Annotated in this window: 20 protein-coding genes and 1 riboswitch; of the genes, 15 read left to right on the top strand and 5 right to left on the bottom strand. The window is 72.6% G+C overall.

The features are described from left to right. Positions 1-563 precede the first annotated feature (563 nt). Positions 564-1,112 carry a DUF1062 domain-containing protein gene (locus ABZ128_RS26795; RefSeq protein ID WP_356851366.1) on the top strand — a complete coding sequence of 183 codons (549 nt, stop codon included), beginning with the start codon at positions 564-566 and terminating at the stop codon, positions 1,110-1,112. Here ABZ128_RS26795 and ABZ128_RS26790 read toward each other — a convergent pair. The 3 genes from ABZ128_RS26790 to ABZ128_RS26780 all read right to left on the bottom strand — a co-directional run bounded on the left by ABZ128_RS26790 (position 1,102) and on the right by ABZ128_RS26780 (position 4,482). Then, the gene (locus tag ABZ128_RS26790) at positions 1,102-1,452 is read right to left on the bottom strand and encodes a hypothetical protein (protein WP_356851365.1); all 351 of its coding nucleotides are present in this window, start codon (positions 1,450-1,452) and stop codon (positions 1,102-1,104) included. The genes ABZ128_RS26795 and ABZ128_RS26790 overlap by 11 nt on opposite strands. Before the next feature lie 153 nt (positions 1,453-1,605). Further along, entirely contained in the window at positions 1,606-2,466 is an 861-nt protein-coding gene (locus ABZ128_RS26785) for a hypothetical protein (RefSeq protein WP_356851364.1), read from the bottom strand. A gap of 378 nt (positions 2,467-2,844) precedes the next feature. Further along, positions 2,845-4,482 (bottom strand): MFS transporter, encoded by a 1,638-nt coding sequence (locus ABZ128_RS26780; protein WP_356851363.1) that lies wholly within the window; start codon positions 4,480-4,482, stop codon positions 2,845-2,847. A gap of 267 nt (positions 4,483-4,749) precedes the next feature. On the opposite strand from ABZ128_RS26780, the gene ABZ128_RS26775 reads away from it, so the two are divergent. The 3 genes from ABZ128_RS26775 (at position 4,750) to mfd (ending at position 11,830) form a co-directional block, all read left to right on the top strand. Beyond that, positions 4,750-5,538, top strand: a complete 789-nt coding sequence (locus tag ABZ128_RS26775; RefSeq protein ID WP_356851362.1) for an ABC transporter ATP-binding protein — start codon at positions 4,750-4,752, stop codon at positions 5,536-5,538. Between the two features lie 56 nt (positions 5,539-5,594). Then, positions 5,595-8,120 (top strand): FtsX-like permease family protein, encoded by a 2,526-nt coding sequence (locus tag ABZ128_RS26770; RefSeq protein WP_356851372.1) that lies wholly within the window; start codon positions 5,595-5,597, stop codon positions 8,118-8,120. 179 nt (positions 8,121-8,299) lie between these two features. Next, the gene (mfd, locus tag ABZ128_RS26765; RefSeq protein ID WP_356851361.1) at positions 8,300-11,830 is read left to right on the top strand and encodes a transcription-repair coupling factor; all 3,531 of its coding nucleotides are present in this window, start codon (positions 8,300-8,302) and stop codon (positions 11,828-11,830) included. A gap of 131 nt (positions 11,831-11,961) precedes the next feature. Here mfd and ABZ128_RS26760 read toward each other — a convergent pair whose 3' ends face one another. Further along, the gene (locus tag ABZ128_RS26760) at positions 11,962-12,144 is read right to left on the bottom strand and encodes an antitoxin (protein WP_356851360.1); all 183 of its coding nucleotides are present in this window, start codon (positions 12,142-12,144) and stop codon (positions 11,962-11,964) included. A 207-nt stretch (positions 12,145-12,351) separates the two neighbouring features. Between ABZ128_RS26760 and ABZ128_RS26755 the strand changes: the two genes are divergently transcribed. Both ABZ128_RS26755 and ABZ128_RS26750 read left to right on the top strand, forming a co-directional pair. Then, positions 12,352-12,963: a hypothetical protein gene (locus ABZ128_RS26755; protein WP_356851359.1), complete on the top strand. Its 612-nt coding sequence runs from the start codon at positions 12,352-12,354 to the stop codon at positions 12,961-12,963. Further along, on the top strand, positions 12,960-14,468 hold the full coding sequence (locus tag ABZ128_RS26750; protein WP_356851358.1) for a serine/threonine-protein kinase: 1,509 nt from the start codon (positions 12,960-12,962) through the stop codon (positions 14,466-14,468). The genes ABZ128_RS26755 and ABZ128_RS26750 overlap by 4 nt, the downstream gene beginning before the upstream one ends. A 10-nt stretch (positions 14,469-14,478) precedes the next feature. On the opposite strand, the gene ABZ128_RS26745 is transcribed toward ABZ128_RS26750, so the two are convergent. Next, the gene (locus ABZ128_RS26745) at positions 14,479-16,863 is read right to left on the bottom strand and encodes a YfhO family protein (protein WP_356851357.1); all 2,385 of its coding nucleotides are present in this window, start codon (positions 16,861-16,863) and stop codon (positions 14,479-14,481) included. Between the two features lie 191 nt (positions 16,864-17,054). Here ABZ128_RS26745 and ABZ128_RS26740 point away from each other — a divergent pair, with 191 nt between their 5' ends. From ABZ128_RS26740 to ABZ128_RS26700, 9 genes are all read left to right on the top strand, one after another. Then, a complete protein-coding gene (locus ABZ128_RS26740; protein ID WP_356851356.1) occupies positions 17,055-17,681 on the top strand; it encodes a SurA N-terminal domain-containing protein in 627 nt (208 codons plus the stop codon). Positions 17,682-17,709: 28 nt separating this feature from the next. Further along, the gene (locus tag ABZ128_RS26735) at positions 17,710-18,696 is read left to right on the top strand and encodes a nucleoside triphosphate pyrophosphohydrolase (protein ID WP_356851355.1); all 987 of its coding nucleotides are present in this window, start codon (positions 17,710-17,712) and stop codon (positions 18,694-18,696) included. Between the two features lie 30 nt (positions 18,697-18,726). After that, positions 18,727-20,001: a cytochrome P450 gene (locus ABZ128_RS26730; protein WP_356851354.1), complete on the top strand. Its 1,275-nt coding sequence runs from the start codon at positions 18,727-18,729 to the stop codon at positions 19,999-20,001. A 102-nt stretch (positions 20,002-20,103) separates the two neighbouring features. After that, a complete protein-coding gene (locus tag ABZ128_RS26725) occupies positions 20,104-21,138 on the top strand; it encodes a transglycosylase family protein (protein WP_356851353.1) in 1,035 nt (344 codons plus the stop codon). A 276-nt stretch (positions 21,139-21,414) separates the two neighbouring features. Beyond that, positions 21,415-21,582: riboswitch (cyclic di-AMP (ydaO/yuaA leader) on the top strand. A gap of 2 nt (positions 21,583-21,584) precedes the next feature. Continuing rightward, positions 21,585-22,280: a transglycosylase family protein gene (locus tag ABZ128_RS26720; protein WP_356851352.1), complete on the top strand. Its 696-nt coding sequence runs from the start codon at positions 21,585-21,587 to the stop codon at positions 22,278-22,280. A 264-nt stretch (positions 22,281-22,544) separates the two neighbouring features. After that, positions 22,545-23,831, top strand: a complete 1,287-nt coding sequence (eno, locus tag ABZ128_RS26715) for a phosphopyruvate hydratase (RefSeq protein WP_030028493.1) — start codon at positions 22,545-22,547, stop codon at positions 23,829-23,831. Positions 23,832-23,921: 90 nt separating this feature from the next. After that, a complete protein-coding gene (locus ABZ128_RS26710; protein ID WP_356851351.1) occupies positions 23,922-24,410 on the top strand; it encodes a septum formation initiator family protein in 489 nt (162 codons plus the stop codon). A gap of 91 nt (positions 24,411-24,501) precedes the next feature. After that, the gene (locus ABZ128_RS26705; protein ID WP_356851350.1) at positions 24,502-25,077 is read left to right on the top strand and encodes a DUF501 domain-containing protein; all 576 of its coding nucleotides are present in this window, start codon (positions 24,502-24,504) and stop codon (positions 25,075-25,077) included. Further along, the gene (locus tag ABZ128_RS26700; protein ID WP_356851349.1) at positions 25,074-26,027 is read left to right on the top strand and encodes a Ppx/GppA phosphatase family protein; all 954 of its coding nucleotides are present in this window, start codon (positions 25,074-25,076) and stop codon (positions 26,025-26,027) included. Before ABZ128_RS26705 ends, ABZ128_RS26700 begins: the two co-directional genes overlap by 4 nt. The last annotated feature ends 140 nt before the right edge of the window (positions 26,028-26,167 follow it).

The raw sequence follows: 26,167 nt of genomic DNA, 5'->3' as shown, positions 1-26,167 counted from the left end.
GGCCGGGCCGTCAAGGGCGCTCCTTCGTCGCGTCGCTTCGCGATGGCCTTCGGCCCCCCTTGACCGCCCGGCCCACCCCGGAAAGACAACAGACTGCCGGGAAGCCCCGGGGGAGTGGCCGGGGGTTCGTGTTCCGGGGCGGGCGCGTCGGTGATGCCCGGGCCGGTTTCCGCCGCCGGTTTCCCGTTCGGGGCCGGTGGATCCTGCTTCCCGAGCTCCGGCCGGGTCAAGTCGCGGACGGCGATGATGAGATGGGTGTCCCGGGCGATCGGGGCCACCAGCGCCTCGGATCGCTACGCGCTTCGCCCGGCTTGGCGTCCGACCGCCGTCCGGGGTTGTTCGTGCTGCGGCGCACCGGGGCCGATGCCCGGTGGTGAGGCGCGGGAAAACCGGTGGAACCGTGCCGGCGGGTGCCGTTAGCGTGCTGGCGACCGAAGTCGTCTGGGCAAGGACGTGCCGTTGTACACCCTGTGAGACATCCCGAGTGCTGATTCGTCGCGCGTCGCACGTGTGCGCCGCGCTGCTTCTTGCTGCGGACTTCTCACTGGAACCGGTGTACTTCTGTGCTCAAGAACTGGGTCGTCGTGCCCACCTGCCTGCCGCTCGTTGCCCGTCGTTGTCATGTCTGCGCGTCGGAGCGCTTCCGGGCGAGCGGCAAATTCCGCGTCAACGCACACCACAAGCTCATCGACGTCTGGCTGCTGGTGCTCTGTACCGCGTGCGGGGAAACCGCGAAGCTCACGGTCCTGGAGCGGGTCAACGTGCGCTCCGTACGGCCCGAGCTGCTGGACCGGCTGCATGACAACGACCTCGGCCTGACGGCCGAGCTGCTTCGGGATCCTGTCGTGCAGCGCCGTAATCGCATCGCCCTCGACTGGGGTGGTGCCTGGCGCCTCGACACCGGAGGAACGGATCACCTGGACCGGGAGGTGATCGACGTGTCGGTCCGCTTTGCGGCGCGGATACCGGTCCGGCCGGTGCGGTTGATCGCTGACGGGTGCGGGCTTTCACGGGCCGAGGTCGAGAGGCTGATCGTGGCGGGGAAGCTCGTTGCGGCGGTCCGGCTGAGCGGCAAGGTGTCCGGGGACTTCACCTTCACGCTCAAGCGCTGAGTCGTCCCGGGGTCTGTCCGGCGGGATCCGCGCTGGATGCGCGCAGCATTCCGCGTACGTCCTCGTGGCGGTCCACGTGCGCTCGGATCTCCCGCTCGGTGCCAAAGGTGTAGATCACCCACGGTCCGTTCACCACCACCGGGTCCCCCCACCACACCTCGACATCGGGGTCGGGGGGCGGTGGCGGTGTCCAGCCGGGATCCAACGCGGCAATGCGGGCGAACAACCGCTCCATGTCAGGCGTGACAGGGCCGTTGACCAAGATGCCGCGGTCGGCAGGCCGTCGGAACGCGGTCCCCTCACCCCATATGATCCACGCCTCGTGCTCGTCCTCCGGCATCCCGTCCCGTCCCCTCGTGTGGTTCCGTCCATGCGAACAGCATCGTGTGCCACCGCGTCACCCCTGGTCATCCGGCCACTCGTGCGAGCGCCCGGACAGGCGTCGGAGAGTCCCTCGTGGTAGGCGTTGCAAGGACGGGCCCTCGGCGGGGCATCAGGTGCCTTCGTGTGCGGCGGCCAGGGGGGCCGGGGCCGGGTCGGCCGGGTAGGGGGAGGGGTCGCTGCGCAGGCCGCGGGAGGTGACCGTCACGGTGAAGGCCGCCGGGGTTTCGGGCGGCAGGGCGGCGGTCAGGGTGCAGGCGGCCGGGTCGAACTGCGTCGGCAGGGGCGTTGCGTCGACCTCGACGCGGGCTTCCGGGCCGAAGCCGCCGCCTTCGACGCGTACGGCGCCGTCCGTGACGGTGACCCGGGTGATCACGGGGTTGGCGCGGGTGGCCATCTTGTTCACCAGGTACGCGCCCGCCGGTGCGCCCGTCAGGGCCCAGATCTCCTCGGGGAGGCGGGGGAGTCCGGCGCCGACGTCGCTGAGGAAGAACAGCACCACGTAGAGCATGGTGACCGTGCTGAGTGCCACGTACTGGAGGTCCACCAGGTCGGTGCGTCCGCTGTCGTTGGCGATGAGTTCGCGCAGGGGCCGGTGCCCCTGGGGGGTGGGCTTGGCGGCGGGTTTGGCCAGGCTGCCGTTCTCCAGGCGGGTGCCGACCACGGCTTTGGCCGCGATGAGGGCGACGTAGGGGCCGCCGAGGAGCGGCAGGTAGACGGTGGTCAGGGTGGACAGCGGGCCGTGGCCTTCGCTGCCGTGGAAGTACGTGATGCCGCCGCCTGCGGTGAGGCCGTACGCGAGGATCGCGAGGAGGAGCCAGACGAGGATGACCGTCCAGGCCAGGGCCAGGGCGGTGGAGGTGGAAAGGCGGCCGTCGCGGCCGGTGACGGGGCCCGGGTGGCGGCGCAGCCGCCAGCCGATCGGGCCGGCCAGGGCGGCCAGTAACAGCAGTGCGAAGAGTGCGGAAGCCATGTCGTCCCCCCGGTACGGTTGCTGATCCGGCCTCAGGTCTACTCGGTTGGCGGGGGCCATGACAAGCCGGGGTCCGGCAGCGCGTTCTTGATCGCGGTGACGGCGACCCCGGGTTCGTCGGCGTGGCAGCGGACGGTGTGGACCTACGTACGTCTGCCCAGGAGGCTGACGGCGGTGACCGGCACAGGTCGAGCCCCGCCCCGCGGCGCACCCGCAGTCCGCCGGGCCCGAGGACCGTACGAGGTCGCTGCCTGGGCGCGTGCGGAGCCGAGGGCGGTGTCGGCGGGGCCGACCCCGTGCCTGCGCCGGGCCGCCCACAGGCCGAGGCTGCTCATTCGGCGGCCCTCGTGGGCCAGTAACCGCCGAAACAGGGGCCGTTCAGTCCTGGGGCAGGACCGGGAAGCGGCGGGGGGCCACCAGGAGGAGGGTCAGGAGGGCTGCGACGGCGGCGGCCGTGGCGCCGAGGAAGATGTGGTCCACGGCGGCGGCCAGGGCCTCGCGCAGGTAGTCGGCGGCGGCCTGCGGGAGCAGGCCCGGCTGGGCGAGGGCCTTGGAGACGTCGTCCAGGCGCTCCGGGAGCCCCGGCATGGGGGCGTGGGCCAGCCGGGCGGCGAGGGTGGCGTTGGCGACGGCTCCGAGCAGGGCGGCCCCGACGCTCTGGCCGACCTGCCGGCAGAAGAGCACGGAGGCGGTCGTCGTGCCGCGCTCCGCCCAGCCGACGGTGGACTGGACCCCGACGATCAGGGGCAGCTGGAACAGGCCGAGGGCGGCGCCCAGCGCCAGCATGATCAGGGCGGGCTGCCAGGGCCGGGCGGGGTGGGGCAGGAGGGTGAAGGAGAACAGGATCGCGGTGGCCAGGGCCATTCCGGCGGCCGCGGTGTTGCGGAAGCCGATGCGCCGGTAGACGTGCTGGCTGAGGGCGGCGGACAGGGGCCAGCTGAGGGTCATCGTGAAGGTGACGAGCCCGGCGGTGAAGGGGCTGAGGCCGAGTACGGACTGGGCGTAGGTCGGCATGAAGACCATGGGGGCGACCATCAGCACGCCGAGTGCGCCGAGGGCCAGGTTCACGGCGGCGATGGTGCGCCGGCGCCAGACCCAGCCGGGCAGGATCGGTTCGGCGGCCCGGCGTTCGATGTGCAGGGTGACGGCGGCCAGCACGGCGCTCGCGGCCAGCAGGGCGAGGGAGGGCGGGGACAGCCAGGGCCAGGCGACGCCGCCCTGCACCAGGGCGAAGAGCAGCAGTGCGCCGCAGGCGAAGACGCCGAGCGCTCCTGGCCAGTCGACGGGGCCCCGGCGGCCGGGGGAGCGTACGGGTTCGAGGAGGTGGCGGCTGATCATCCACAGGGCCAGGCCGCCCAGCGGCAGGTTGATCAGGAAGATCCAGCGCCAGTCGCCGTAGGCGGCGAGCAGGCCGCCGAGTGCCGGGCCGGCGACGGCGGAGGTGGCCCAGACGGAGGACATCCGGGCCTGGATCCTGGGGCGGTCCTTGAGCGGGTAGAGGTCGGCGGCCAGGGTCTGCACGGTGCCCTGGAGGGCGCCGCCGCCCAGGCCCTGCACGATGCGGAAGGCGATGAGGGCGGCCATGTTCCAGGCGAGGGCGCACAGGAGGGAGCCGAGGACGAAGAGGGCGACGCCGAAGAGCAGGACGGGTTTGCGGCCGAAGGTGTCGGACAGCTTGCCGTAGACGGGGAGGGTGACGGTGACGGCGAGCAGGTAGCCGGCGAAGAGCCAGGAGAAGACGGAGAATCCGCCGAGGTCGCCCACGACTTGGGGGACGACGGTGGAGACGGCGGAGCTGTCGAGGGCGGGCAGGGCCATGGCGAGCATGAGGGCGGCGACCAGGGCGGTGCGGGGTCTGCTGCCGGCGGCGCCGGCCGGGCCCGCCGCCTCCTGGGCCGCGCCAGGTGTGCCCGCCGTTCCCGTGGGGGCCGAGACGGTGCTCCCGGGTATGCCCGCGGGGGCGTCGTCGGGGCGCTCGCCTGCGGCTCCGCCCGTGCTCTCCTCCGTACCCACCAAGATCCTTTCACCGTGCACGGACCTGCGGGTGACACCTTCTCACCGCGGCGTTTGAGGCGGTATCCCCTGCCCATCCCTCAGGACGAGTCCCCCGGAGGGTGGAGAACCCCTAAGGGGTGCTCCTCACAAGGGCCCAGGGGTCATTCGTCCCGGCGGAGGAGGAGAGCGGCGCTGCGAGGTTCTTAACTGGTGCATACGAGCCGGGGCGGGGTCGCTCCTCCCGGGCGGGCACGCATCGAAGCAGCACATCGAACGAGGGGACAGACCGTGACAACGGCTATGACCGAAACCAGGCACGGGGGTACTGGAGGGCATGCAGCCGTCGCGGCCCGGGCGCGGAAGGTCGTCAAGGCCTATGGCTCCGGCGAGACGCGCGTGGTCGCCCTCGACGAGGTGGACGTGGACATCATGCGGGGGCAGTTCACCGCGATCATGGGCCCTTCGGGCTCCGGCAAGTCCACGCTGATGCACTGCCTCGCCGGCCTCGACACCGTGACCAGCGGGCAGATCCACCTGGACGACACCGAGATCACCGGGCTCAAGGACAAGAAGCTGACGCAGCTGCGCCGCGACCGGATCGGGTTCATCTTCCAGGCCTTCAACCTGCTGCCGACGCTGAACGCCCTGGAGAACATCACGCTCCCCATGGACATAGCGGGCCGCAAGCCCGACGCGGAGTGGCTGAACCGGGTCGTGGAGACCGTCGGTCTCGCGGGCCGCCTCAAGCACCGTCCGACCGAGCTGTCCGGCGGCCAGCAGCAGCGTGTGGCCGTCGCCCGCGCCCTCGCGGCCCGCCCGCAGATCATCTTCGGGGACGAGCCGACCGGCAACCTGGACTCCCGTGCGGGTGCGGAGATCCTCGGCTTCCTGCGCCGCTCGGTGGACGAGCTCGGCCAGACCATCGTGATGGTCACGCACGACCCGGTGGCCGCCTCGTACGCGGACCGGGTGGTGTTCCTCGCCGACGGCCGGATCGTGGACCAGATGTACGGGCCGACCGCCGACCAGGTGCTGGACCGGATGAAGGACTTCGACGCGCGCGGGCGGACCTCGTGAGTGCCAATACCGTCCTGAAGACCTCGCGGCGCAACTTCCTCGCCCACAAGGGGCGCATGGCGCTCTCGGCGGTCGCCGTCCTGCTCTCCGTCGCGTTCGTCTGCGGCACCCTGGTGTTCACGGACACGATGAACACCACCTTCGACAAGCTGTTCGCCGTCACGAACTCCGATGTCACCGTCAGCCCGAAGGCGGCCGAGGCGGGCGACGACAGCCCGGGCCGCGGCCGGCCCGAGGTCCTTCCGGCGGCGGCGGTCGAGCAGGTGAAGAAGGCCGAGGGCGTCAAGGCGGCCGAGGGCGGCGTCGTCTCGATGTCCGTGACGGTCGTCAACTCCAAGAACGAGAACATGGGCTCGACCACCGGTGCCCCGACGATCGCGGGCAACTGGAGCGACAACGAGCTCAAGTCCATGAAGATCACCTCGGGTCAGGCCCCGCGCGGCCCGACCGAGGTGATGGTCGACGCCGACACCGCGAAGAAGCACCACCTGAAGCTGGGTGACGAGCTGCGCACCATCGCCATCACGGGCGACGTCCGCGCGAAGATCAGCGGTATCGCCACCTTCACGGTGACCAACCCGGGTGCGGCCGTCGTCTACTTCGACACCGCCACCGCGCAGGAGAAGCTGCTCGGCGACCGTGCGGCGTACACGCACATCAACGTCACCGCCAAGGACGGGGTCGGCGACGAGCAGCTCAAGCGCAACATCGCCACGGCCGTCGGCGCGGGCACCTACAAGCTGCAGACGGCGAAGGAGGCCGCCGACGCGAACCGCAAGGACGTCGGCTCCTTCCTGAACGTCATGAAGTACGTGATGCTCGGCTTCGCCGGGATCGCCTTCCTCGTCGGCATCTTCCTGATCTTCAACACCTTCTCGATGCTGGTGGCGCAGCGCACCCGGGAGATCGGGCTGATGCGTGCCATCGGCGCCGACCGCGGCCAGATCCTGAAGTCCGTCGTCGTCGAGGCCGTGCTGCTGGGCGTCGTCGGCTCGGTGCTGGGCGTCGCCGCCGGTGTGGGCCTGGCCGTCGGCCTGATGAAGCTCATGGGCCAGATGGGCATGCACCTGTCCACCGACGACCTGACGGTCGCCTGGACCACACCGGTCATCGGCCTGGTCCTCGGGATCCTGGTCACCGTTGTCTCGGCCTTCATCCCGGCCCGCCGGGCCGGGAAGGTCTCGCCGATGGCCGCCCTGCGCGACGCCGGCACCCCCGGCGACAAGAAGGCCGGCCGGGTCCGGGCCGTCCTCGGCCTGGTCCTCACCGGCATCGGCGTCGCGGGCCTGTTCCTCGCCGCGGGCGCCGACAAGGCCGGCACCGGTTCGCTGTGGCTGGCGCTCGGTGTGCTGTTCAGCCTCATCGGTTTCATCGTCGTCGGCCCGCTGCTGGCCGCCGGTGTGGTCCGGGTGCTCTCCGGCGTGGTCCTGCGGCCCTTCGGGTCGGTCGGCCGGCTCGCCGAGCGCAACGCGCTGCGCAATCCGCGCCGTACCGGGGCCACCGCCGCCGCACTGATGATCGGCCTGGCGCTGGTCGCCTGCCTGTCGGTGGTCGGCTCCTCGATGGTGGCCTCGGCCACCGACGAGCTCGACAGGTCGGTCGGCGCCGACTACATCGTCCAGTCCCAGACCGGCCAGCCGGTCATGCCGCAGGCCGAGCAGGCCCTGCGCGCGACGAAGGACCTCGACCACGTCACGGCCTACCGCGAGGTCGAGGCGAAGATCACCGCCCCCGACGGCTCCGCCGAGGACGGCCACCTGAGCACCACCGACCCCACCTACGCCAAGGACGTCCGGCGCAAGATGGTGGCCGGCGAGCACGCGGCGGCGTACGGAAAGGGCGCCATGTCGGTCGGCTCGCTCTACGCGGACCAGCACCACGTCAAGGTCGGCGACGAGATGACCGTCGCCTTCAAGGGCGGGGACACCACCAGGCTGAAGGTCGCCGCGATCACCTCCGACGAGGGCAACCTCGACAAGGGCGTGATGTACATCAGCACCGCGACCGCCGAGCAGTTCCTGCCGGCCGACCGGATGCCGCGCCCGTTCATGCTGCTGGCCAAGGCCGCCGACGGGAAGGGCGACGCCGCGTACGGGGCCGTCAAGGCCGCGCTCGCGGAGTACCCCCAGTACAAGGTGCTCAACCAGACCGACTACAAGAAGGAGCTCAAGGACCAGGTCGGCCAGCTGCTGAACATGGTCTACGGCCTCCTCGGCCTGGCGATCATCGTCGCCGTCCTGGGTGTGGTGAACACCCTCGCCCTTTCGGTGGTCGAGCGGACCCGCGAGATCGGCCTGATGCGCGCCATCGGCCTCTCCCGCCGCCAGCTGCGCCGCATGATCCGCCTGGAGTCGGTGGTCATCGCCCTGTTCGGCGCGCTCCTCGGCCTCGGGCTGGGCATGGGCTGGGGTGCGACCGCGCAGCAGCTGCTGGCCCTGCAGGGTCTGAAGGTGCTGCAGATCCCGTGGTCGACGATCATCGGCGTCTTCATCGGGTCGGCGTTCGTCGGACTGTTCGCCGCGCTGGTCCCGGCCTTCCGGGCCGGGCGGATGAACGTACTGAACGCGATCGCGAGCGAGTAGCCCGCGGTCGTCACGGGGGAGCACACCGGCCCCGGTCCAGCCCGTGCGGGCGGACCGGGGCCGGTGTCGTCCGTATCCCGGGGGCGGCCCGCACCCGTGCGTCGTAGGGTGGGAACCCCCGGCCCGCGTGCGTGTCGGGTCCTTCGCGTTGCCCCTTCACCGGATGGAAAGCCTCCTTCATGAGCCTGCACGGACTGCTCGACGCCGTCACCCGGGACCCGGCCCTCGCCGAGGCGGTCACCGCGGCCGGGGACGGCAACCGCATGCACGTGGACCTCGTCGGCCCGTCGGCCGCGCGCCCCCTCGCCATCGCCGCGCTGGCCGCACGGACCGAGCGGACCGTCCTCGCGGTCACCGCGACGGGCCGGGAGGCCGAGGACCTCGCCGCCGCCCTCAGGTCGTTCCTGCCCCCGGACCAGGTGGCGGAGTTCCCGTCCTGGGAGACGCTGCCCCACGAGCGGCTCTCGCCGCGCAGCGACACCGTGGGCCGCCGGCTCGCCGTCCTGCGCCGGCTCACCCACCCCAGCAAGGACGACCCGGCGGCCGGCCCCGTCTCGGTGGTGGTCGCGCCGATCCGCTCGGTGCTCCAGCCGCAGGTCAAGGGGCTCGGCGATCTGGTGCCGGTGAGCCTGCGCCACGGTGAGAGCGCCGATCTGGGCGAGGTCACCGAGGCGCTGGCCGCGGCCGCGTACGCCAGGGTGGAGCTGGTGGAGAAGCGCGGGGAGTTCGCCGTGCGCGGTGGCATCCTCGACGTGTTCCCGCCCACCGAGGAGCACCCGCTGCGCATCGAGTTCTGGGGCGACGAGGTCGAGGAGATCCGGTACTTCAAGGTGGCCGACCAGCGGTCCCTGGAGATCGCCGAGCACGGGCTGTGGGCCCCGCCGTGCCGGGAGCTGCTGCTGACCGACGGGGTACGGGAGCGTGCGGCGGCCCTCGCCGAGGCACATCCCGAGCTCGGCGAGCTGCTGAACAAGATCGCCGAGGGGATCGCGGTGGAGGGCATGGAGTCCCTCGCCCCGGTACTGGTCGACGACATGGAACTGCTCATCGACGTGCTGCCCGCCGGGTCGATGGCCGTGGTGTGCGACCCGGAGCGGGTGCGGACCCGGGCCGCCGACCTGGTCGCGACCTCGCAGGAGTTCCTGATGGCCTCCTGGGCCGCCACCGCGGGCGGCGGCCAGGCCCCCATCGACGTGGGTGCGGCCTCGCTGCGCGGGATCGCGGACGTCCGCGAGCGGGCCCGCGAGCTCGGCATGATGTGGTGGTCGGTCTCGCCCTTCGCCGCCGACGAGCAGCTCGGCGGGGACACGCTGAAGCTGGGGATGCACGCCCCCGAGGCGTACCGCGGCGACACGGCCCGCGCGCTCGCCGACACCAAGGGGTGGATCGCCGACGGCTGGCACACCGTCTACCTCACCGAGGGCCACGGCCCGGCCGCCCGTACCGTCGAGGTGCTCGGCGGGGAGGGCATCGCGGCCCGGCTGGAGGCCGACCTGCCGGCGCTGGAGCCGAGCCTGGTCCACGTGGCGTGCGGCTCCCTCGACACCGGCTTCGTGGACCCGGCCCTGCGCCTGGCCGTCCTCACCGAGACCGACCTGACCGGGCAGCGCACCGCCACCAAGGACCTGGGCCGGATGCCGACCCGGCGCCGCAAGTCCATCGACCCCCTCACCCTGGAGGTCGGCGACTACATCGTCCACGAGCAGCACGGCGTGGGCCGCTACATCGAGATGGTGCAGCGCACGGTGCAGGGCGCCACCCGCGAGTACCTCCTCGTCGAGTACGCCCCCGCCAAGCGCGGCCAGCCCGGCGACCGGCTGTACATCCCCACCGACCAGCTGGAGCAGGTCACCAAGTACGTGGGCGGCGAGGCGCCGACCCTGCACCGGCTCGGCGGCGCCGACTGGACCAAGACCAAGGCGCGGGCGAAGAAGGCCGTCAAGGAGATCGCCGCCGACCTGATCAAGCTGTACAGCGCGCGGATGGCGGCTCCCGGCCACACCTTCGGCCCGGACACCCCCTGGCAGCGCGAGCTGGAGGACGCCTTCCCGTACGCGGAGACCCCCGACCAGCTCACCACCATCGCCGAGGTCAAGGAGGACATGGAGAAGTCGGTCCCCATGGACCGGCTGATCTGCGGCGACGTCGGCTACGGCAAGACCGAGATCGCGGTGCGTGCGGCGTTCAAGGCGGTCCAGGACGGCAAGCAGGTCGCCGTCCTGGTGCCCACCACCCTGCTGGTGCAGCAGCACTTCGGGACCTTCTCCGAGCGCTACAGCCAGTTCCCGGTGAACGTGAAGGCGCTGTCCCGCTTCCAGTCGGACACCGAGTCGAAGGCCACCCTGGAGGGGCTGCGCGAGGGCTCGGTGGACGTGGTGATCGGCACCCACCGCCTCTTCTCCCAGGAGACGAAGTTCAAGGACCTGGGCCTGGTCATCGTCGACGAGGAGCAGCGCTTCGGCGTCGAGCACAAGGAGCAGCTGAAGAAGCTGCGCGCCAACGTGGACGTGCTCACCATGTCCGCGACCCCGATCCCGCGCACCCTGGAGATGGCGGTGACCGGCATCCGCGAGATGTCGACGATCACCACCCCGCCGGAGGAGCGCCACCCGGTGCTGACCTTCGTCGGCCCGTACGAGGAGAAGCAGATCGGCGCCGCGATCCGGCGCGAACTGCTGCGCGAGGGCCAGTGCTTCTACATCCACAACCGGGTCGAGTCCATCGACCGGGCCGCCGCCAAGCTCCGCGAGATCGTGCCCGAGGCGCGGATCGCGACCGCGCACGGCCAGATGTCCGAACAGGCCCTGGAGCAGGTCGTGGTGGACTTCTGGGAGAAGAAGTTCGACGTGCTGGTCTCGACGACGATCGTCGAGTCGGGCATCGACATTTCCAACGCCAACACCCTCATCGTGGAGCGCGGCGACAACTTCGGCCTCTCCCAGCTGCACCAGCTGCGCGGCCGCGTGGGCCGCGGCCGCGAGCGCGGGTACGCGTACTTCCTGTACCCGCCGGAGAAGCCGCTGACCGATACCGCGCACGAGCGGCTCGCGACGATCGCCCAGCACACCGAGATGGGCGCCGGCATGTACGTAGCGATGAAGGACCTGGAGATCCGCGGCGCGGGCAACCTGCTCGGCGGCGAGCAGTCCGGCCACATCGCGGGCGTCGGCTTCGACCTCTACATCCGCATGGTCGGCGAGGCGGTGGCCGACTACCGGGCCGCCGTCGAAGGCGGCGAGCAGGAGGAGCCGCCGCTGGAGGTCAAGATCGAGCTGCCGGTCGACGCGCACGTCCCGCACGACTACGCGCCGGGCGAGCGGCTGCGGCTGCAGGCGTACCGCTCCATCGCGTCGGCGAACTCCGAGGCCGACATCCTGGCCGTGCGCGAGGAGCTTACCGACCGCTACGGCAAGCTGCCCGAGCCGGTGGAGAACCTGCTGCTGGTGGCGGGGCTGCGGATGCTGGCCCGCGCCTGCGGGGTCGGCGACATCACCCTGCAGGGGCCGAACATCCGCTTCGGGCCGGTGGAGTTGCGCGAATCGCAGGAGCTGCGGCTGAAGCGGCTCTACCCGGGGGCGGTCCTCAAGCCGGCCACCTCGCAGGTGCTGATCCCGCGGCCGAAGACCGCGAAGGTGGGCGGCAAGCCGCTCGTCGGGCGGGAACTGCTGGCCTGGACCGGGGAGTTCCTCACCACGATCCTCGGGTCGTGACCCACCGCGTGGGCGGGGCCGTGACCGACCGCGGTCCCCGGCTCGCGACCCGCCGCGGTCCCGCGGCGTGACCGCGGCCGCGGCGGGGCCGGTGTCCACCGGCGCCCGCCGCGGCCGTCACGTGCCGGGGGCTACCTGTCGGGGTCGTCGTCGATCCCCATGCGCCGTTCCATCTGCTGCTGGCCCTGGTCGACCTGGTGGGTGTACTTGTCACCGGTCCGCTGGTTGACCTGCCGCTCGGCGGCGTCGGACGCCTGCTTCGCCTGCTTGCCGTGACCCTGCAGCATTTCCTTGGCCTTGTCGAAGATCCCCATACGAGGGCTCCCTTCCGTATCCCTTTTGGGACGGTACGCGCGTTTGGCGGAGCTCGCTCGCCGAGCCGGGCGGGCCCGGCCCCGGCCGCCGGGCCGCGCGGCAGGTGGCGACCCTGCAACGGTTGGGCGGATCCCCTCACTGGCGGCCGGAAACGCTGTATACGCTCAGTCCCGAACCTTCGTCGACACGGCCCGTCAGGAGCAGCAATGCACGGCCCCGGCATCCCGCCGCAGCATGGCCCCCAGCCCAGCAACGGGGGCGTGGTGGCACTGCGCGTGCTGTTCGCCCTGCTGCCCGTCCTGACCTGCGGTTTCCTGGCCTGGGGCACGATGCTGCGGCTCGCGGTCGTCACCCGCAAGCCCCGCGACTGGTGGCTGCTGGCGGCCTGCTGCACGCTCACCGTCTTCTGGATCGCGCTCATCGACGCCGACAAGACGCCCGACACCACTGGCTGGCAGAGCGACACCGGGGCCTTCGGCACGATCCTCACCGGCCTCGCGGTGTGCGCCTACTTCCTCGTCGCCGACATCCGCCACCACGACGCGGCCGCGGTGGCCCGGACCGCGGCCTGGTACCCGCAGCGCCCGGCCCCGTACGTGCCGCCGCAGCAGCAGGGCACCACCCCGGCCGCCTACGCCTACCCCCCGACCCCGCAGCAGGCCCCGGCCCCCGCCCCGGCCGCGCCGGCCACGCCGCCCCGGATCGGGCAGGTGCGCGCCGAACTCGACGAGCTCAGCGAACTCCTGCGCAAGCAGACCCCGCCGAGGAACCCCGACCCCGGCCGGCCGCACAACGAGGGTGAGGGCACGGCCCGGTGACCGAGGACCACCGGATCATCGGCGAGCGCTACCGGCTGGCCGCCCTCCTCGGCCAGGGCGGCATGGGCCAGGTCTGGACGGCCTACGACCAGCGCCTGGACCGCCGCGTCGCCGTCAAACTGCTGCGCCCCGACAAGGTGGCCGGGCCCGGCTCGGTCGCCGACGAGCTGCGCAGCCGCTTCGTACGCGAGTGCCGGGTCACCGCGCAGGTGGACCACCCGGGCCTGGTCACCGTCCACGACGCGGGCAGTGACGGCGACGAGCTCTTCCTCGTCATGGGCTACGTCGAGGGCACCGACCTCGCCGACCACCTCGCCCAGCACGACCCCTACCCGTGGCCGTGGGCGGTCGCCGTGGTCGCGCAGCTGTGCGCGGTGCTGTCGGCCGTGCACGCGGTGCCGATCGTGCACCGCGACCTGAAGCCGCGCAACGTGATGGTCCGGCCCGACGGGACCGTCCTGGTCCTCGACCTCGGCGTCGCCTCGGTGATGGACACCGACACCACCCGCCTCACCAGCACCGGTTCACCGATCGGCAGCCCGGCGTACATGGCGCCCGAGCAGGCGATGGGCGGCGCGGTGGGCCCGTACACCGACCTGTACGCGCTCGGCGTCCTGCTCTACGAACTCCTCAGCGGCAACGTCCCGTTCGCCGGGTCCACCGCGCTCGGCGTCCTGCACCGCCACCTGTACGAACCGCCGGTCCCCGTGCGCCGCCTGCGTCCCGAGGTCCCCCACCAGCTGGAGGCGGTGCTCCTGCACCTGCTGGCCAAGGACCCCCAGGACCGGCCGTCCTCCGCGCAGCAGGTCTACGAGGCCCTCGCGCCGCTGCTGCCCAAGCAGGGCGCCCCGGCCGGCGCGCTCGACCCGACCCGGCCCTTCCTGCGCCCGCACGCCCCCTGGCCGGACCGCGCCACCACCGTCCCGCCGCAGCCCACGGCCGCCCCGGCGCCGCCCCGGCCGGACATCCCGGCCGCGGTGGACGAGGCCCGCAGCCTGCTGGACCAGGGCCGCCTGACGCAGGCGGTGGACATCCTCGGCGGGATCCTCCCGGCCGCCGCCGACGAGCACGGCGAGCACTCCCCGGTGGTCCGCTCGCTGCGCAAGCAGTACGCGGCCACCCTGATGGACGACGGCCAGTACCGGCGCGCCCTGCCCGAACTGCGCCGCCTCGCCGACGAGTTCCCGGCGGGTGACCCGCAGGCGCTGCGCTTTCGCTACGACGCGGCGCAGTGCCTGGAACAGCTCGGTGAGCCGGCCGCCGCCCTGGCCGAGTACCGCTCCCTGCTGCCCCTGTTCGAGAACCACTACGCCAACCCGGACCCCGGCCTGCCGCTGGAGGTCCGCCGCCGGATAGCCCACCTGCTGCTGTCCCTGGGCGACCGCCCGGCGGCCCACGAGACCCTCGCCCGCCTCCTCTTCGACGCGGACCGCGTCCACGGCCCGGCCCACCCCTTCTCCACGGAGGTCCGCCGCACCCTCCAGTGGCTCGGCCAGGTCCGCTGACCCCGTGGGCTCAGGCGCCCGGTGCGGCCACGGCCGGTTCGGCGCGTCGGCGTGAGCGCCAGGCGCGGGCGGTCAGCAGCAGGAGGGCGGCCGCGGCGAGGGCCGTGCCCGGCAGGAGACCCGGGGGGCGGAACGAGCAGGTGATCTCCGTCGTGCCGTCGGCCAGGGGGACGGAGACCAGGCCCAGGTAGGGCGCGGCGGGGCGGCCGTTGCAGGTCCAGCCGGCGATGGCCGGGGCCGAGAGGACCGCCGTGCCCCGGGTGCCCGCCGGAACGGTGGCCCGGATGCCCGAGGAGCCGACCCGCAGGCCGGTCGGCGCGGTGGACCGCAGGCCGGCGACCGCCGCCGCCAGCCGGGACTCGTCCAGGCAGGACAGCTCCCAGCGGGCGGGTGCGGGCGCGTCGAAGACCAGCGGGGACGAGCCGCCCCGCGAGACGCCGAGCGGCTGGAGCGCGGCGCGGTTGCGCGGGGCCCTGCCGTTCAGCCGGAAGGCCGGGCCGCCGGCGAGGCGGGCCGTCGCGTCGTACTCCGGAGCCCACAGGTAGGCCCGGGTGCCCGCACGGCACACGCCGGGCGCCACGGGATCCTCGTAGACCCGTGCGCCCAGCAGGAGTTCCTGGTTGGCGAAGGGCGAGGGGCCGAAGGCGGGTGCGGTCCCCGGCGGGCGGAGCGTGAGCAGCGGCGGGACCTCGGCCCGGGCGATGGTGCCGTCCGGCTCCAGGCGGGCGCCCACCGCGAAGACGGCGTCCGTCACCGGGTTGTCGATGCTCTGCACGTTGCGCCCGCGGGAGGTCCAGCCCGCGCCGAGGGCCGCCATCGTCCGCGTGAACACGTCCGGGGTGTGGCTGCTGTAGTACGCGCCGCCCTCCCCGCCCAGCAGCAGCGGGTCGTTGCCCGACAGGGCGGGCCTGCCCGGGTCGGTGCGGTACGCGGGCCAGCCCTCGGCCCCCGCCAGGGCCCGGGCCCGGGCGGTGTGGGCGGCGCCCCAGGACGGGTAGTCGTCCAGGCCGGCCAGTTTGCCCCGGTGGCCGTACGCCGTGGTCGCCGCCGCCTGCCCGACGAGGACCGCGGCCAGCACCACCACCGCCGCCGCTCCCGCCCCGCGGGGGTGCCGCAGCGCCCACCAGGCGGCCGCGGCCAGGGCGAGCCCGCCGCAGAACAGCCCGAGGCCCCAGCCGGTGGCCAGCGCGCTGCCGTGCGCCGCCCAGGCCGCCGCTGCGAGCAGCGCCGCCCCCGCCGCCAGGGCCCGAGGCCCCGGCGGGCCGGCCGCCAGACCGGTCCACGCCGCGATCACCGCGATCCCGGCCAGGACGAACGTCTGCCGGTAGGGGCTGCCGTTCGGCGTCGCGAACAGGTGCCAGGCCAGATGGGCCGGCGTCCACTGGAAGGAGAGCAGGACGGCCGCCGTCAGCCCGGTCCACCACAGCCGGGTCCGCAGCGGCACCGCCCGGTGGAACGGCAGCGCCGCCACCAGCAGCAGCGTCCCGGTCCCCACGAACAGGGCCGGGGAGGAGAAGGAGTACGTGGCGGGCAGCAGCCGCGCCAGCAGGTCCGGCCAGGGCACCGGCTCGAACTGCCGCGTCCAGCCCGGGTAGGCCTGCCGCGAGCTCAGGAACAGCGGCACCAGCACCGGCGCGGACAGCGCGATCCCGCACAGGGTCGCCCCCGCCGCGCGGCCCACCACCGCCGACCGCTCCCGTACCCCCTCCCGGGTGAGCACCACCCGCACCACCAGTACCAGCGCCGCACCCAGCGTCGCCATGTAGGCGGTGTAGAAGTTCGCCGTCCAGCACAGCGCCGCCACCAGGACCGCCAGGGCCGGCCGGCGCCCGCGCAGCGCCCATTCGCCCGTCAGGCACAGCAGGGGGAAGGCGATCAGCCCGTCCAGCCACATCGGGTTGTAGGAGGCCTCGATCACCGACCAGCCGCACAGCGCGTAGGAGGCCCCGAGCAGCCCCGCCGCCCACCCCGGTCCCCGGCGCTGCGTGCGCAGCAGCCAGGCCATGGCCGCCGCGCCGGCGGCCGTCTTCAGCACCGTGACGACGTACACCGCAAGGTCGGTGTCGGTGCGCGGGAACACCGCGACGAGCACGGCGAACGGGCTGGTGAGGTACGTCCCGAGGTCCGGGAGGAAGCTCGTGCCGTAGCCGGACTGCCAGTTGAGCAGCAGCCCGCCCTGCGCCCGCCCGTGCAGGAGGTCCCACAGGTGGGCGTGGAAGGGGACGAACTGGTTGCCGAGGTCGTTGATGCTGCGGTGGCGGTGTCCGTAGGGGAAGACGCGTGCGACGGCGTCCCCCGCGCACACGGCCACCACCGTGATCAGAGCGGCGAGCGCCGAGCCGGACAGGCTCCGGCGGCGCGGCGAACGGTGCGGCGAACGGTGCGGTGTCGACATGGTGGGCCGACTTTGGCAGCACCGGTGGACCGAAGGGTGGCCGCGGGATGGCGCGGACACCAACACACGCGTACCCCGACACCCCCGGAATCGTTGGTCGAACCAGTGGCTCGGATCACTCTGACTGCATACCATCGATCACCGCACGGCCTTGTGCACCGACGCACAATCTCCCGGCCTTGGAGGCTCCTTTGCACCGTCGCACAGCGCTCTCCGTCTCCGCCGCCCTCCTCGTGGCGGCTCCCCTGCTGTCCGCCTGCTCGGGTCAGGCCCGCCCCGGCACCGCGGCCGTCGTCGGCGGCGAGCGGATCACCACCTCGGCACTCCAGGCCCAGGTCAACGACGTCCGCGCCGCGCAGAACCGTTCCGGGGAGGCCGCAGCCCAGCTCATCCAGTCCACGCCGGGCCTGGAGCGGATCAAGCTCAACAAGATGATCCAGACCGCGGTGCTGGAGCGCGCCGCGAAGGACGCCGGCGTGAGCGTCAGCGACAAGGAGATCGGCGACCTGCGCAAGGCCCAGCTGGAGCAGGCGGGCGACGCCGGCAAACTGGAGCAGGCCGCCCTCCAGCAGGCCAGTCTCGCCCCCGGCCAGCTCGACGCGGACGCCCGCTTCAAGCTGCTGCGCGACAAGCTGTTCGACCACTACGGCAGCCAGGACAAGGCCGTCGTACAGCTCGCGGCCGCCGCGAAGGCGCTGCACATCGAGGTCAACCCGCGCTACGGCGTCTGGGACCCGCAGCAGATCGTGCTCGGGGACCAGGACACCCCGTGGATCGTCCAGCGGACCCGGCCCGACCAGCCCCCCGCCGGAGCCTGAGCCGCCGCCGCGGAGGTAGGTTCGGAGGGTGAATGACGACGCCCCCTCCGAACCCGCCGAGCCCACCGGCCGCATCGTCCTGCTGACCGCCAGCCACCGGGTCGCGCCCGGCCTGCTGTCCTGGCCGGCCTGGCAGACCCTGCGCGCCGCGGACCGGGTGCTGTGCGCCGACCCGGACCACCCGCAGCTGCCCTACCTGCGCGAGGCGGGCATCGTCGTCGAGCGGGAGAGCCCCGATGCGCAGGGCCTGGTCGAGGCCTGCGCCGGCGGGCGCACCGTCGTGGTGCTGCCGAGCGGCGAGGGCGACCGGCGGCTGACCGACGGGCTGGCCCGGCTCGCCGGCTCCGGCCGGGTCGCCATGCCCGACCTGGAACTGCTGCCCGGGTCCTACGACCTGCCCGGCGCCCGCCTCCTCGACCTGGTCCAGGTGATGGACCGGGTCCGCCGGGAGTGCCCGTGGACCTCGGCACAGACCCACGAAGGGCTCGTGAAGTACGCCATCGAGGAGGCGTACGAGCTGGTGGAGGCCATCGAGGCCGGCGAACGCGAGGAACTGCGCGAGGAGCTCGGCGACGTGCTGCTCCAGGTGGTCTTCCACGCGCGCATCGCCCAGGAGGACCCCGAGGAGCCGTTCTCCATCGACGACGTGGCCGGGGGCCTCGTCGAGAAGCTGATCCACCGCCATCCGCACGTCTTCGGGGACGCCGAGGCGCGGACCGCGCAGGACGTCCACGCGCACTGGCAGCGCACCAAGGCCGTCGAGAAGCAGCGGGAGTCCGTCACCGACGGGATCCCGCTGGGCCAGCCGGGCCTGGCGCTCGCCGCCAAGCTCGCCGGCCGGGTCCGCGCGGGCGGTGTGCCCGTGGAGCTGCCCCGGGGCGAGGGCATCGGCTACGAGCTGCTCGCGCTGGCGGCGCGGGCGGAGGCCGAGGGAGTCGACCCCGAGACGGCCCTGCGCGCGGCGGCCCGGACCTACCGCGCCGCGATCCGCGCCGCGGAGGGCCTCTCGGCGTAGGGCTTCGGCGGCGCGGGATACCGTCGGGGCGTGCACGAGCCGAACTCCGCAGCCTCCGCAGACCGCACTCCTCCGCAGGGCCCCACCCTGTTCGACTGGGAGTTCGCGACCGACCCGTATCCCGCGTACGCCTGGCTGCGCGAGCACTCCCCGGTGCACCGCACCAAGCTCCCCAGCGGGGTCGAGGCCTGGCTGGTCACCCGGTACGCCGACGCCCGCCAGGCCCTGGCCGACCAGCGGCTCAGCAAGAACCCGGTGCACCACGCGGAGCCGGCGCACGCCAAGGGCAAGACCGGGATCCCGGGGGAGCGCAAGGCGGAGCTGATGACGCACCTGCTCAACATCGACCCGCCGGACCACACCCGGCTGCGGCGGCTGGTGTCGAAGGCGTTCACCCCGCGCCGGGTCGCCGAGTTCACCCCGCGCGTGCAGGAGCTGACCGACCACCTCATCGACCGGTTCGCCGGCCGGGGCGAGGCGGACCTGATCCACGAGTTCGCCTTCCCGCTGCCCATCTACGCCATCTGCGAGATGCTCGGCGTCCCGCGCGAGGACCAGGACGACTTCCGCGACTGGGCGGGGATGATGATCCGCCACGGCGGCGGCCCGCGCGGCGGGGTCGCCCGGTCCGTGAAGCAGATGCGGACCTATCTCGGCGAACTCATCCACCGCAAAAGGGATGATCTGGGCCATGACCTCATTTCGGATCTGATCCGGGCGAGCGACCACGGCGACCACCTGACCGAGGCCGAGGCCACCGCCATGGCCTTCATCCTGCTCTTCGCCGGGTTCGAGACCACTGTCAACCTCATCGGCAACGGCGTCCACTCCCTCTTCATGAACCCGGACCAGCGCGTGCGCCTGCAGGCCTCGCTCGCCGCCGGGGAGCGGTCCCTGCTGGAGACCGGCGTGGAGGAGCTGCTGCGCTACGACGGCCCCGTGGAGCTGGCCACCTGGCGGTTCGCCACCGAGCCGCTGACCCTCGGCGGGCAGGACGTCGAGGCCGGCGACCCGGTCCTGGTCGTCCTCGCGGCCGCCGACCGGGACCCCGGGCGGTTCGCCGATCCGGACACCCTGGACCTCGCCCGGAGTGACAATCAGCACCTCGGTTACGGGCACGGCATCCACTACTGCCTGGGCGCTCCGCTCGCGCGACTCGAAGGACAGACCGCGCTTGCGACTTTGCTCACGCGTCTGCCGGATCTGGAACTCGCCGTTCCGTCAACGGAGCTGCGCTGGCGCGGCGGACTGATCATGCGTGGCCTGCGCACTCTTCCCGTTCGCTTCACACCCCGGAACGAGTGAACGCGAACTGATCGGAAGTCAGTTTCCGACCGAACTTGTGACAATCGTGAGAAGGCCGCTAGGTTCTGCCGTTACCCAGCCGTTATGCGAAAGGTGCAGCTCATGCGTTCCGGGAACGGCCGCCACAGACGCCCCCGCCAGGTGCCCGCGATTGTCGTCACCGCCGGAGTCACCGGCTCCGCGTTGGCCCTGCCCCTGCTCGCCGCCACCGGCGCGAGCGCGGCGGACGCCTCCACGTGGGACAAGGTCGCAGAGTGCGAGAGTGGCGGCTCCTGGAGCGCCAACTCGGGCAGCGGTGCTTACGGCGGACTCCAGTTCACCCAGGAGCAGTGGAACAACGCGGGCGGCCTCACCTACGCCGAGCGCCCCGACCTCGCCAGCCGTTCCCAGCAGATCGCCGTCGCCGAGCAGGTGCTGGCCTCCCAGGGCCCCGGAGCCTGGCCGCTGTGCGCCGCCGGGGCCGGGCTGACCCAGGAGGCGCCCGCCGCCGCGGTGGACCCGGGTACGCCCGGCACCCACGGGCCGATCGCCCCCACCCCCTCGCGCCCGGACGATTCCGTCCCGGCCGGCGGTTCCGGCGCGCCCGCCAAGGACTTCGGGGCCCCGACCCCGACCCCGGACCCCTCGTTCACGCTCCCCGCGGCGCCGCTCGCGCCCTCCAGCGGACTGCCCGTCATGCCCGCCCCGGACGACCCGGCCACGATCCCGGTGTTCCCCGGAGACCCGACGACCACCCCGGTCCCCACGCCGACGCCCCCGACGCCGACCCTCCCGGCCGACCCGACCGCCCCGGTGTCGCCGGCCGATCCGGCGAACCCCTCGGCGCCCGTTCCGGCCGACCCGACCGCCCCCGCGGCCCCCACCGCCCCGGGCGCCCCCGGCGACCCGGCGGCCACCGGGGATGCCGGGGCCACCGGCAAGCACCGTGGTGCGCCCGCGCAGGAGACCCCGGCCCCTTCTGACGCCGCGTCGGAGCCCACGTACACCGTCAAGTCGGGCGACAGCCTGGCCACCATCGCGGTTGCCAAGGGGGTCAAGGGCGGGTGGAGCGCGCTCTACCAGGCCAATGAGCAGGTCATCGGCGAGGACGCCAACCTGATCACGCCCGGGCAGAATCTGGATCTAACCCAGCAATAGGGGCAGTTCGGGCGCCCGGAAGGCGCTGAATGTCCGTAATCGGCAAGTGAGACATGTGTCTCTTCCGGTCAACTGGCGTGTCACGCCCTGCGCCTTCCGCAAACCCCGTCCTCACCTGCGCAAACACCCCTAAGAGGGACGCAAGTAGGGGCCGTTTCTCCCCGATGTCGCGCGTTGAACATCGGGGAGGGACCTGTCTACCTTCTGAACCGCCCGCCACCGCGGGCCCCTTCGACCGCATCGCCGAATCCTGCCGGCGGACGGAGGGAACAGTCGTCGCGTCAAGCGCCGAAGGCAGGAGCGGGGGACCCAAGGTAAGTGCCGGGCCCGGCCATTGAGAGATGGTCAGGAACGGCTTGGGGTGAAGCCGCGCGCCAGCCGCGCGGCCGGGCACCATCGGCCCGAACCCGACAGCTCACCTCGCAGGCGTCGGTGAGGAGAACTCCATGCTGCTTTCCGGCAAGGGCAAGCACCGCCGCGCCTCCAAGGCCGCTCGCATCGTCACGCTCGCCGGCGTCACCGGCGTCGCCGTCGCGGCACCCCTGATGGCGGCCGGCTCGGCCAGCGCCGCGACCGCCTCCGAGTGGGACCGCGTCGCGCAGTGCGAGTCCGGCGGCAACTGGGCCATCAACACGGGCAACGGCTACTACGGCGGCCTGCAGTTCTCGTCCTCCACCTGGGCCGCGTACGGCGGCAAGGCGTACGCCGCGCAGGCCAACCAGGCCTCCAAGGCCCAGCAGATAGCCATCGCCGAGAAGGTCCTCAAGGGCCAGGGCAAGGGCGCCTGGCCGTCCTGCGGCGTCGGCCTGTCGAACTCCTCCTACACCGGTGGTGCCACCGACACCCCGAAGAAGACGGAGCAGAAGACCCAGCCGCAGAAGACGCAGCCGAAGAAGACCGAGCCGAAGAAGACGGAGCCCAAGCGCGCCGAGGCGCCGACCACCCGCTCCGAGCGCTCCGAGGCCCCGGCCCCCGCGCCGGCCGGCAACGGCTCGTACGAGGTCAAGACCGGCGACACCCTCAGCACCATCGCCGAGGCCAACGGCGTCAAGGGCGGCTGGGAGAAGCTCTTCGAGCTGAACAAGGACACCGTCAAGGACGCCGACCTGATCTTCCCGGGGCAGAAGCTGAAGCTCGCCTGACCCCCCCGCACGCACTCCCTGCCGCCCGGCGCGTCTCCGCACGCGCCGGGCGGCGGCGCGTGCAGGTCCACGGCCGCGGGAGCGGGCGTGATCAAGGCCTTGACCAGGGTCCCTATGTCCCGGAAGAGGGGTATTCGGGCCCTTTTTCGTCCCAGGAGCCGGGCGGTCGGGCGGCCCAGTGCCCGGAGCCGGTTAGGCTCTAGTCGGCAGGGCCGTCCACCGGCTCACCGCCACCGCACATCCAGCGTCACATCCCAGAAGGAGATGCTCGTGCCGTCCATCGACGTCGTCGTAGCCCGGGAAATCCTGGACTCCCGAGGCAACCCCACGGTCGAGGTCGAGGTGGGCCTCGACGACGGCAGCACCGGCCGTGCTGCCGTCCCGTCCGGCGCCTCCACCGGTGCCTTCGAGGCCATCGAGCTCCGCGACGGTGACCCCAACCGCTACATGGGCAAGGGTGTCGAGAAGGCCGTCCTCGCGGTCATCGAGCAGATCGGCCCGGAGCTCGTCGGCTACGACGCCACCGAGCAGCGGCTGATCGACCAGGCCATGTTCGACCTGGACGCCACCGACAACAAGGGCTCGCTCGGCGCCAACGCCATCCTCGGCGTCTCCCTCGCCGTCGCGCACGCCGCGTCCGAGGCCTCCGACCTCCCCCTCTTCCGCTACCTCGGCGGCCCGAACGCGCACCTGCTGCCCGTTCCGATGATGAACATCCTCAACGGTGGGTCGCACGCCGACTCCAACGTGGACATCCAGGAGTTCATGATCGCCCCGATCGGCGCGGAGTCCTTCTCCGAGGCGCTGCGCTGGGGCGCGGAGGTCTACCACACCCTCAAGAAGGTCCTCCACACCAAGGGCCTGTCCACCGGCCTGGGCGACGAGGGCGGCTTCGCCCCGAACCTGGAGTCCAACCGCGCCGCGCTCGACCTCATCATCGAGGCCATCAAGCAGGCCGGCTACACCCCGGGCAAGGACATCGCGCTCGCGCTCGACGTCGCCGCGTCCGAGTTCTACAAGGACGGCAAGTACGAGTTCGAGGGCCAGTCCCGCTCGGCCGCCGAGATGACCGACTACTACGCCGAGCTCGTCGAGGCGTACCCGCTGGTCTCCATCGAGGACCCGCTGTTCGAGGACGACTGGGCCGGCTGGAAGACCATCACCGACCGCCTGGGCGCCAAGGTCCAGATCGTCGGTGACGACCTGTTCGTCACCAACCCGGAGCGCCTGGCCCGTGGTATCGAGGAGGGCTCCGCCAACGCCCTGCTCGTCAAGGTGAACCAGATCGGTTCGCTGACCGAGACCCTCGACGCCGTCGAGATGGCCCAGCGCAACGGCTTCAAGTGCATGATGTCGCACCGCTCCGGCGAGACCGAGGACGTCACCATCGCCGACCTCGCCGTCGCCGTGAACTGCGGCCAGATCAAGACCGGCGCCCCGGCCCGCTCGGACCGCGTCGCCAAGTACAACCAGCTGCTGCGCATCGAGGAGATCCTCGACGACGCCGCCGTGTACGCGGGCCGCAGCGCGTTCCCGCGCTTCAAGGGCTAATTGCGCCCTCGCCTCCGTACGTCCCCGCACTCGGTCCCGTACCGTGTGCGGGGACGTATTGCGTAGTGCGTGCACAGGGGAGGCGGGACCATGGCCGGGAACCGGGATCGGTTCTCCACCTTCTCCACCGCGACCAGGCTCAAGCAGCTCGGCGAGCGGACCGCCGCGCACGTCTACCGCTCCCAGAGCCGCCGTCAGGTGCGGCGCAGCCGGCTGACCGGCCGGGCCGCGCTCCTCGTGCTCGTCCTCTGTACGCTGGTCGTCGCCCTCGCCTATCCGATGCGCCAGTACGTCTCCCAGCGCTCGGAGATCGCGGAGCAGCGGCGGGCGGCCGAGGCGGCGAGCCGGCGCCTCGAACGCCTCCGCGACGAGAAGGCCCGCTGGCAGGACAACGCATACGCGGAGCAGCAGGCCCGCAAACACCTGCACTTCGTACGCCCGGGCGAGATCAGCTACATCATGACCGACCCCGGGGCCGAGGCCGCCGAGCGGCACCGCAGCGGACAGGCCGGCTCCGACCGGCCCTGGTACTCCAACGTCTGGGACGGCGTCGACAAGGCCGACCGTCCCGGGGACTGAGCGGCAGCCGGCCGTCCCGGCAGTACCAGGCAGCACCACCGGCGAGCAGTACCAGCACCCATCCACGAGAACGAAGAGACTTCCTCCAGGCATGCAGACGCCCCCGCCCCAGACCGACCGGACCGAGCCGACCGACGCGGACATCGAGGCGTTCGAGCAGCAGCTCGGCCGCCCGCCGCGCGGGCTGCGCGCCATCGCCCACCGCTGCCCGTGCGGCCAGCCGGACGTGGTGGAGACCGCCCCCCGGCTGCCCGACGGCACGCCCTTCCCGACGCTGTACTACCTGACGTGCCCGCGCGCGGCCTCCGCGATCGGCACGCTGGAGGCCAACGGCGTGATGAAGGAGATGCAGGCCCGGCTCGCCGAGGACCCCGAGCTCGCCGCCGCCTACCGGGCCGCGCACGAGGACTACATCCGGCGCCGTGACGCCATCGAGGTGCTCCAGGGCTTCCCGAGCGCCGGCGGGATGCCGGACCGGGTGAAGTGCCTGCACGTGCTGGTGGGCCACTCGCTGGCCGCCGGCCCCGGGGTGAACCCGTTCGGCGACGAGGCCCTGGCCATGCTGCCGGAGTGGTGGGCCAAGGGCGCCTGCGTCACCCCGTGCGCCGACAAGGCGCAGGACGAGCCGGGCGATGCGCAGACGGCCGGGACGGAGGCGGACGCGTGATCCGGGTCGCGGGCATCGACTGCGGTACGAACTCCATCCGCCTCCTCGTCGCGGACTGCGACCCCGCGACCGGCGAGCTGGTCGAGCTGGACCGGCGGATGACGATCGTCCGCCTCGGCCAGGGCGTGGACAAGACGGGCCGGCTGGCCCCCGAGGCCCTGGAGCGCACCTTCGCGGCCTGCCGCGAGTACGCGGCGGTCATCAAGGAGCTCGGCGCCGAGCGGCTGCGCTTCGTGGCCACCTCGGCCTCCCGCGACGCCGAGAACCGGGACGAGTTCGTCCAGGGGGTGCTGGACATCCTGGGCGTCGAGCCCGAGGTGATCTCCGGTGACCAGGAGGCGGAGTTCTCCTTCGTCGGCGCCACCAAGGAGCTGACGGGCGCCGCCCACCTGGACAAGCCGTTCCTGGTGGTGGACATCGGCGGCGGTTCGACCGAGTTCGTGGTCGGCGAGGAGCACGTACGGGCGGCCCGCTCCGTGGACATGGGCTGCGTACGGATGACCGAGCGCCACCTGGTGGTGGACGGGGCGGTCAGCGACCCGCCGGGCGCGGAGCAGATCGCCGCCATACGGGCCGACGTCGAGGCGGCCCTGGACCTGGCCGAGCAGACGGTGCCGCTGCGCGAGGCCCGCACGCTGGTGGGCCTGGCGGGCTCGGTGACCACGGTGGCCGGGATCGCGCTCGGGCTGCCGGAGTACGTCTCCTCGGAGATCCACCACGCCCGGATCCCGTACGAGACGGTCCGCGAGATCAGCGAGCGGATGCTGACCACGACGCACGCCGAACGGGCCGCGATCCCGGTCATGCACCCGGGCCGGGTGGACGTGATCGGCGCGGGCGCGCTGATCCTGCTGGCGATCATGGAGCGGATCGGGGCCTCGGAGGTCGTGGTCTCGGAACACGACATCCTCGACGGCATCGCCTGGGACGCGGCGCGCGACGGCGCTTGAGGTACCGGCCGGCCGCCCGGGAGCTGCAGTTCCCGGGCGCGCCCGCTCACAGCCCGCGGTAGACGTCGCGCCCGTCGCCGATCGTGACCAAGCCTGACCCCGCCCGCACCCGTCACGGCTCCGGCCCAACCGGAACACCC

The sequence above is a fragment of the Streptomyces sp. NPDC006326 genome (assembly GCF_040612915.1).
Lineage (GTDB): Bacteria > Actinomycetota > Actinomycetes > Streptomycetales > Streptomycetaceae > Streptomyces.
The sequence above is the reverse complement of the archived record's forward strand: the minus strand, read 5'-3'. Positions and strand labels throughout refer to the sequence as shown.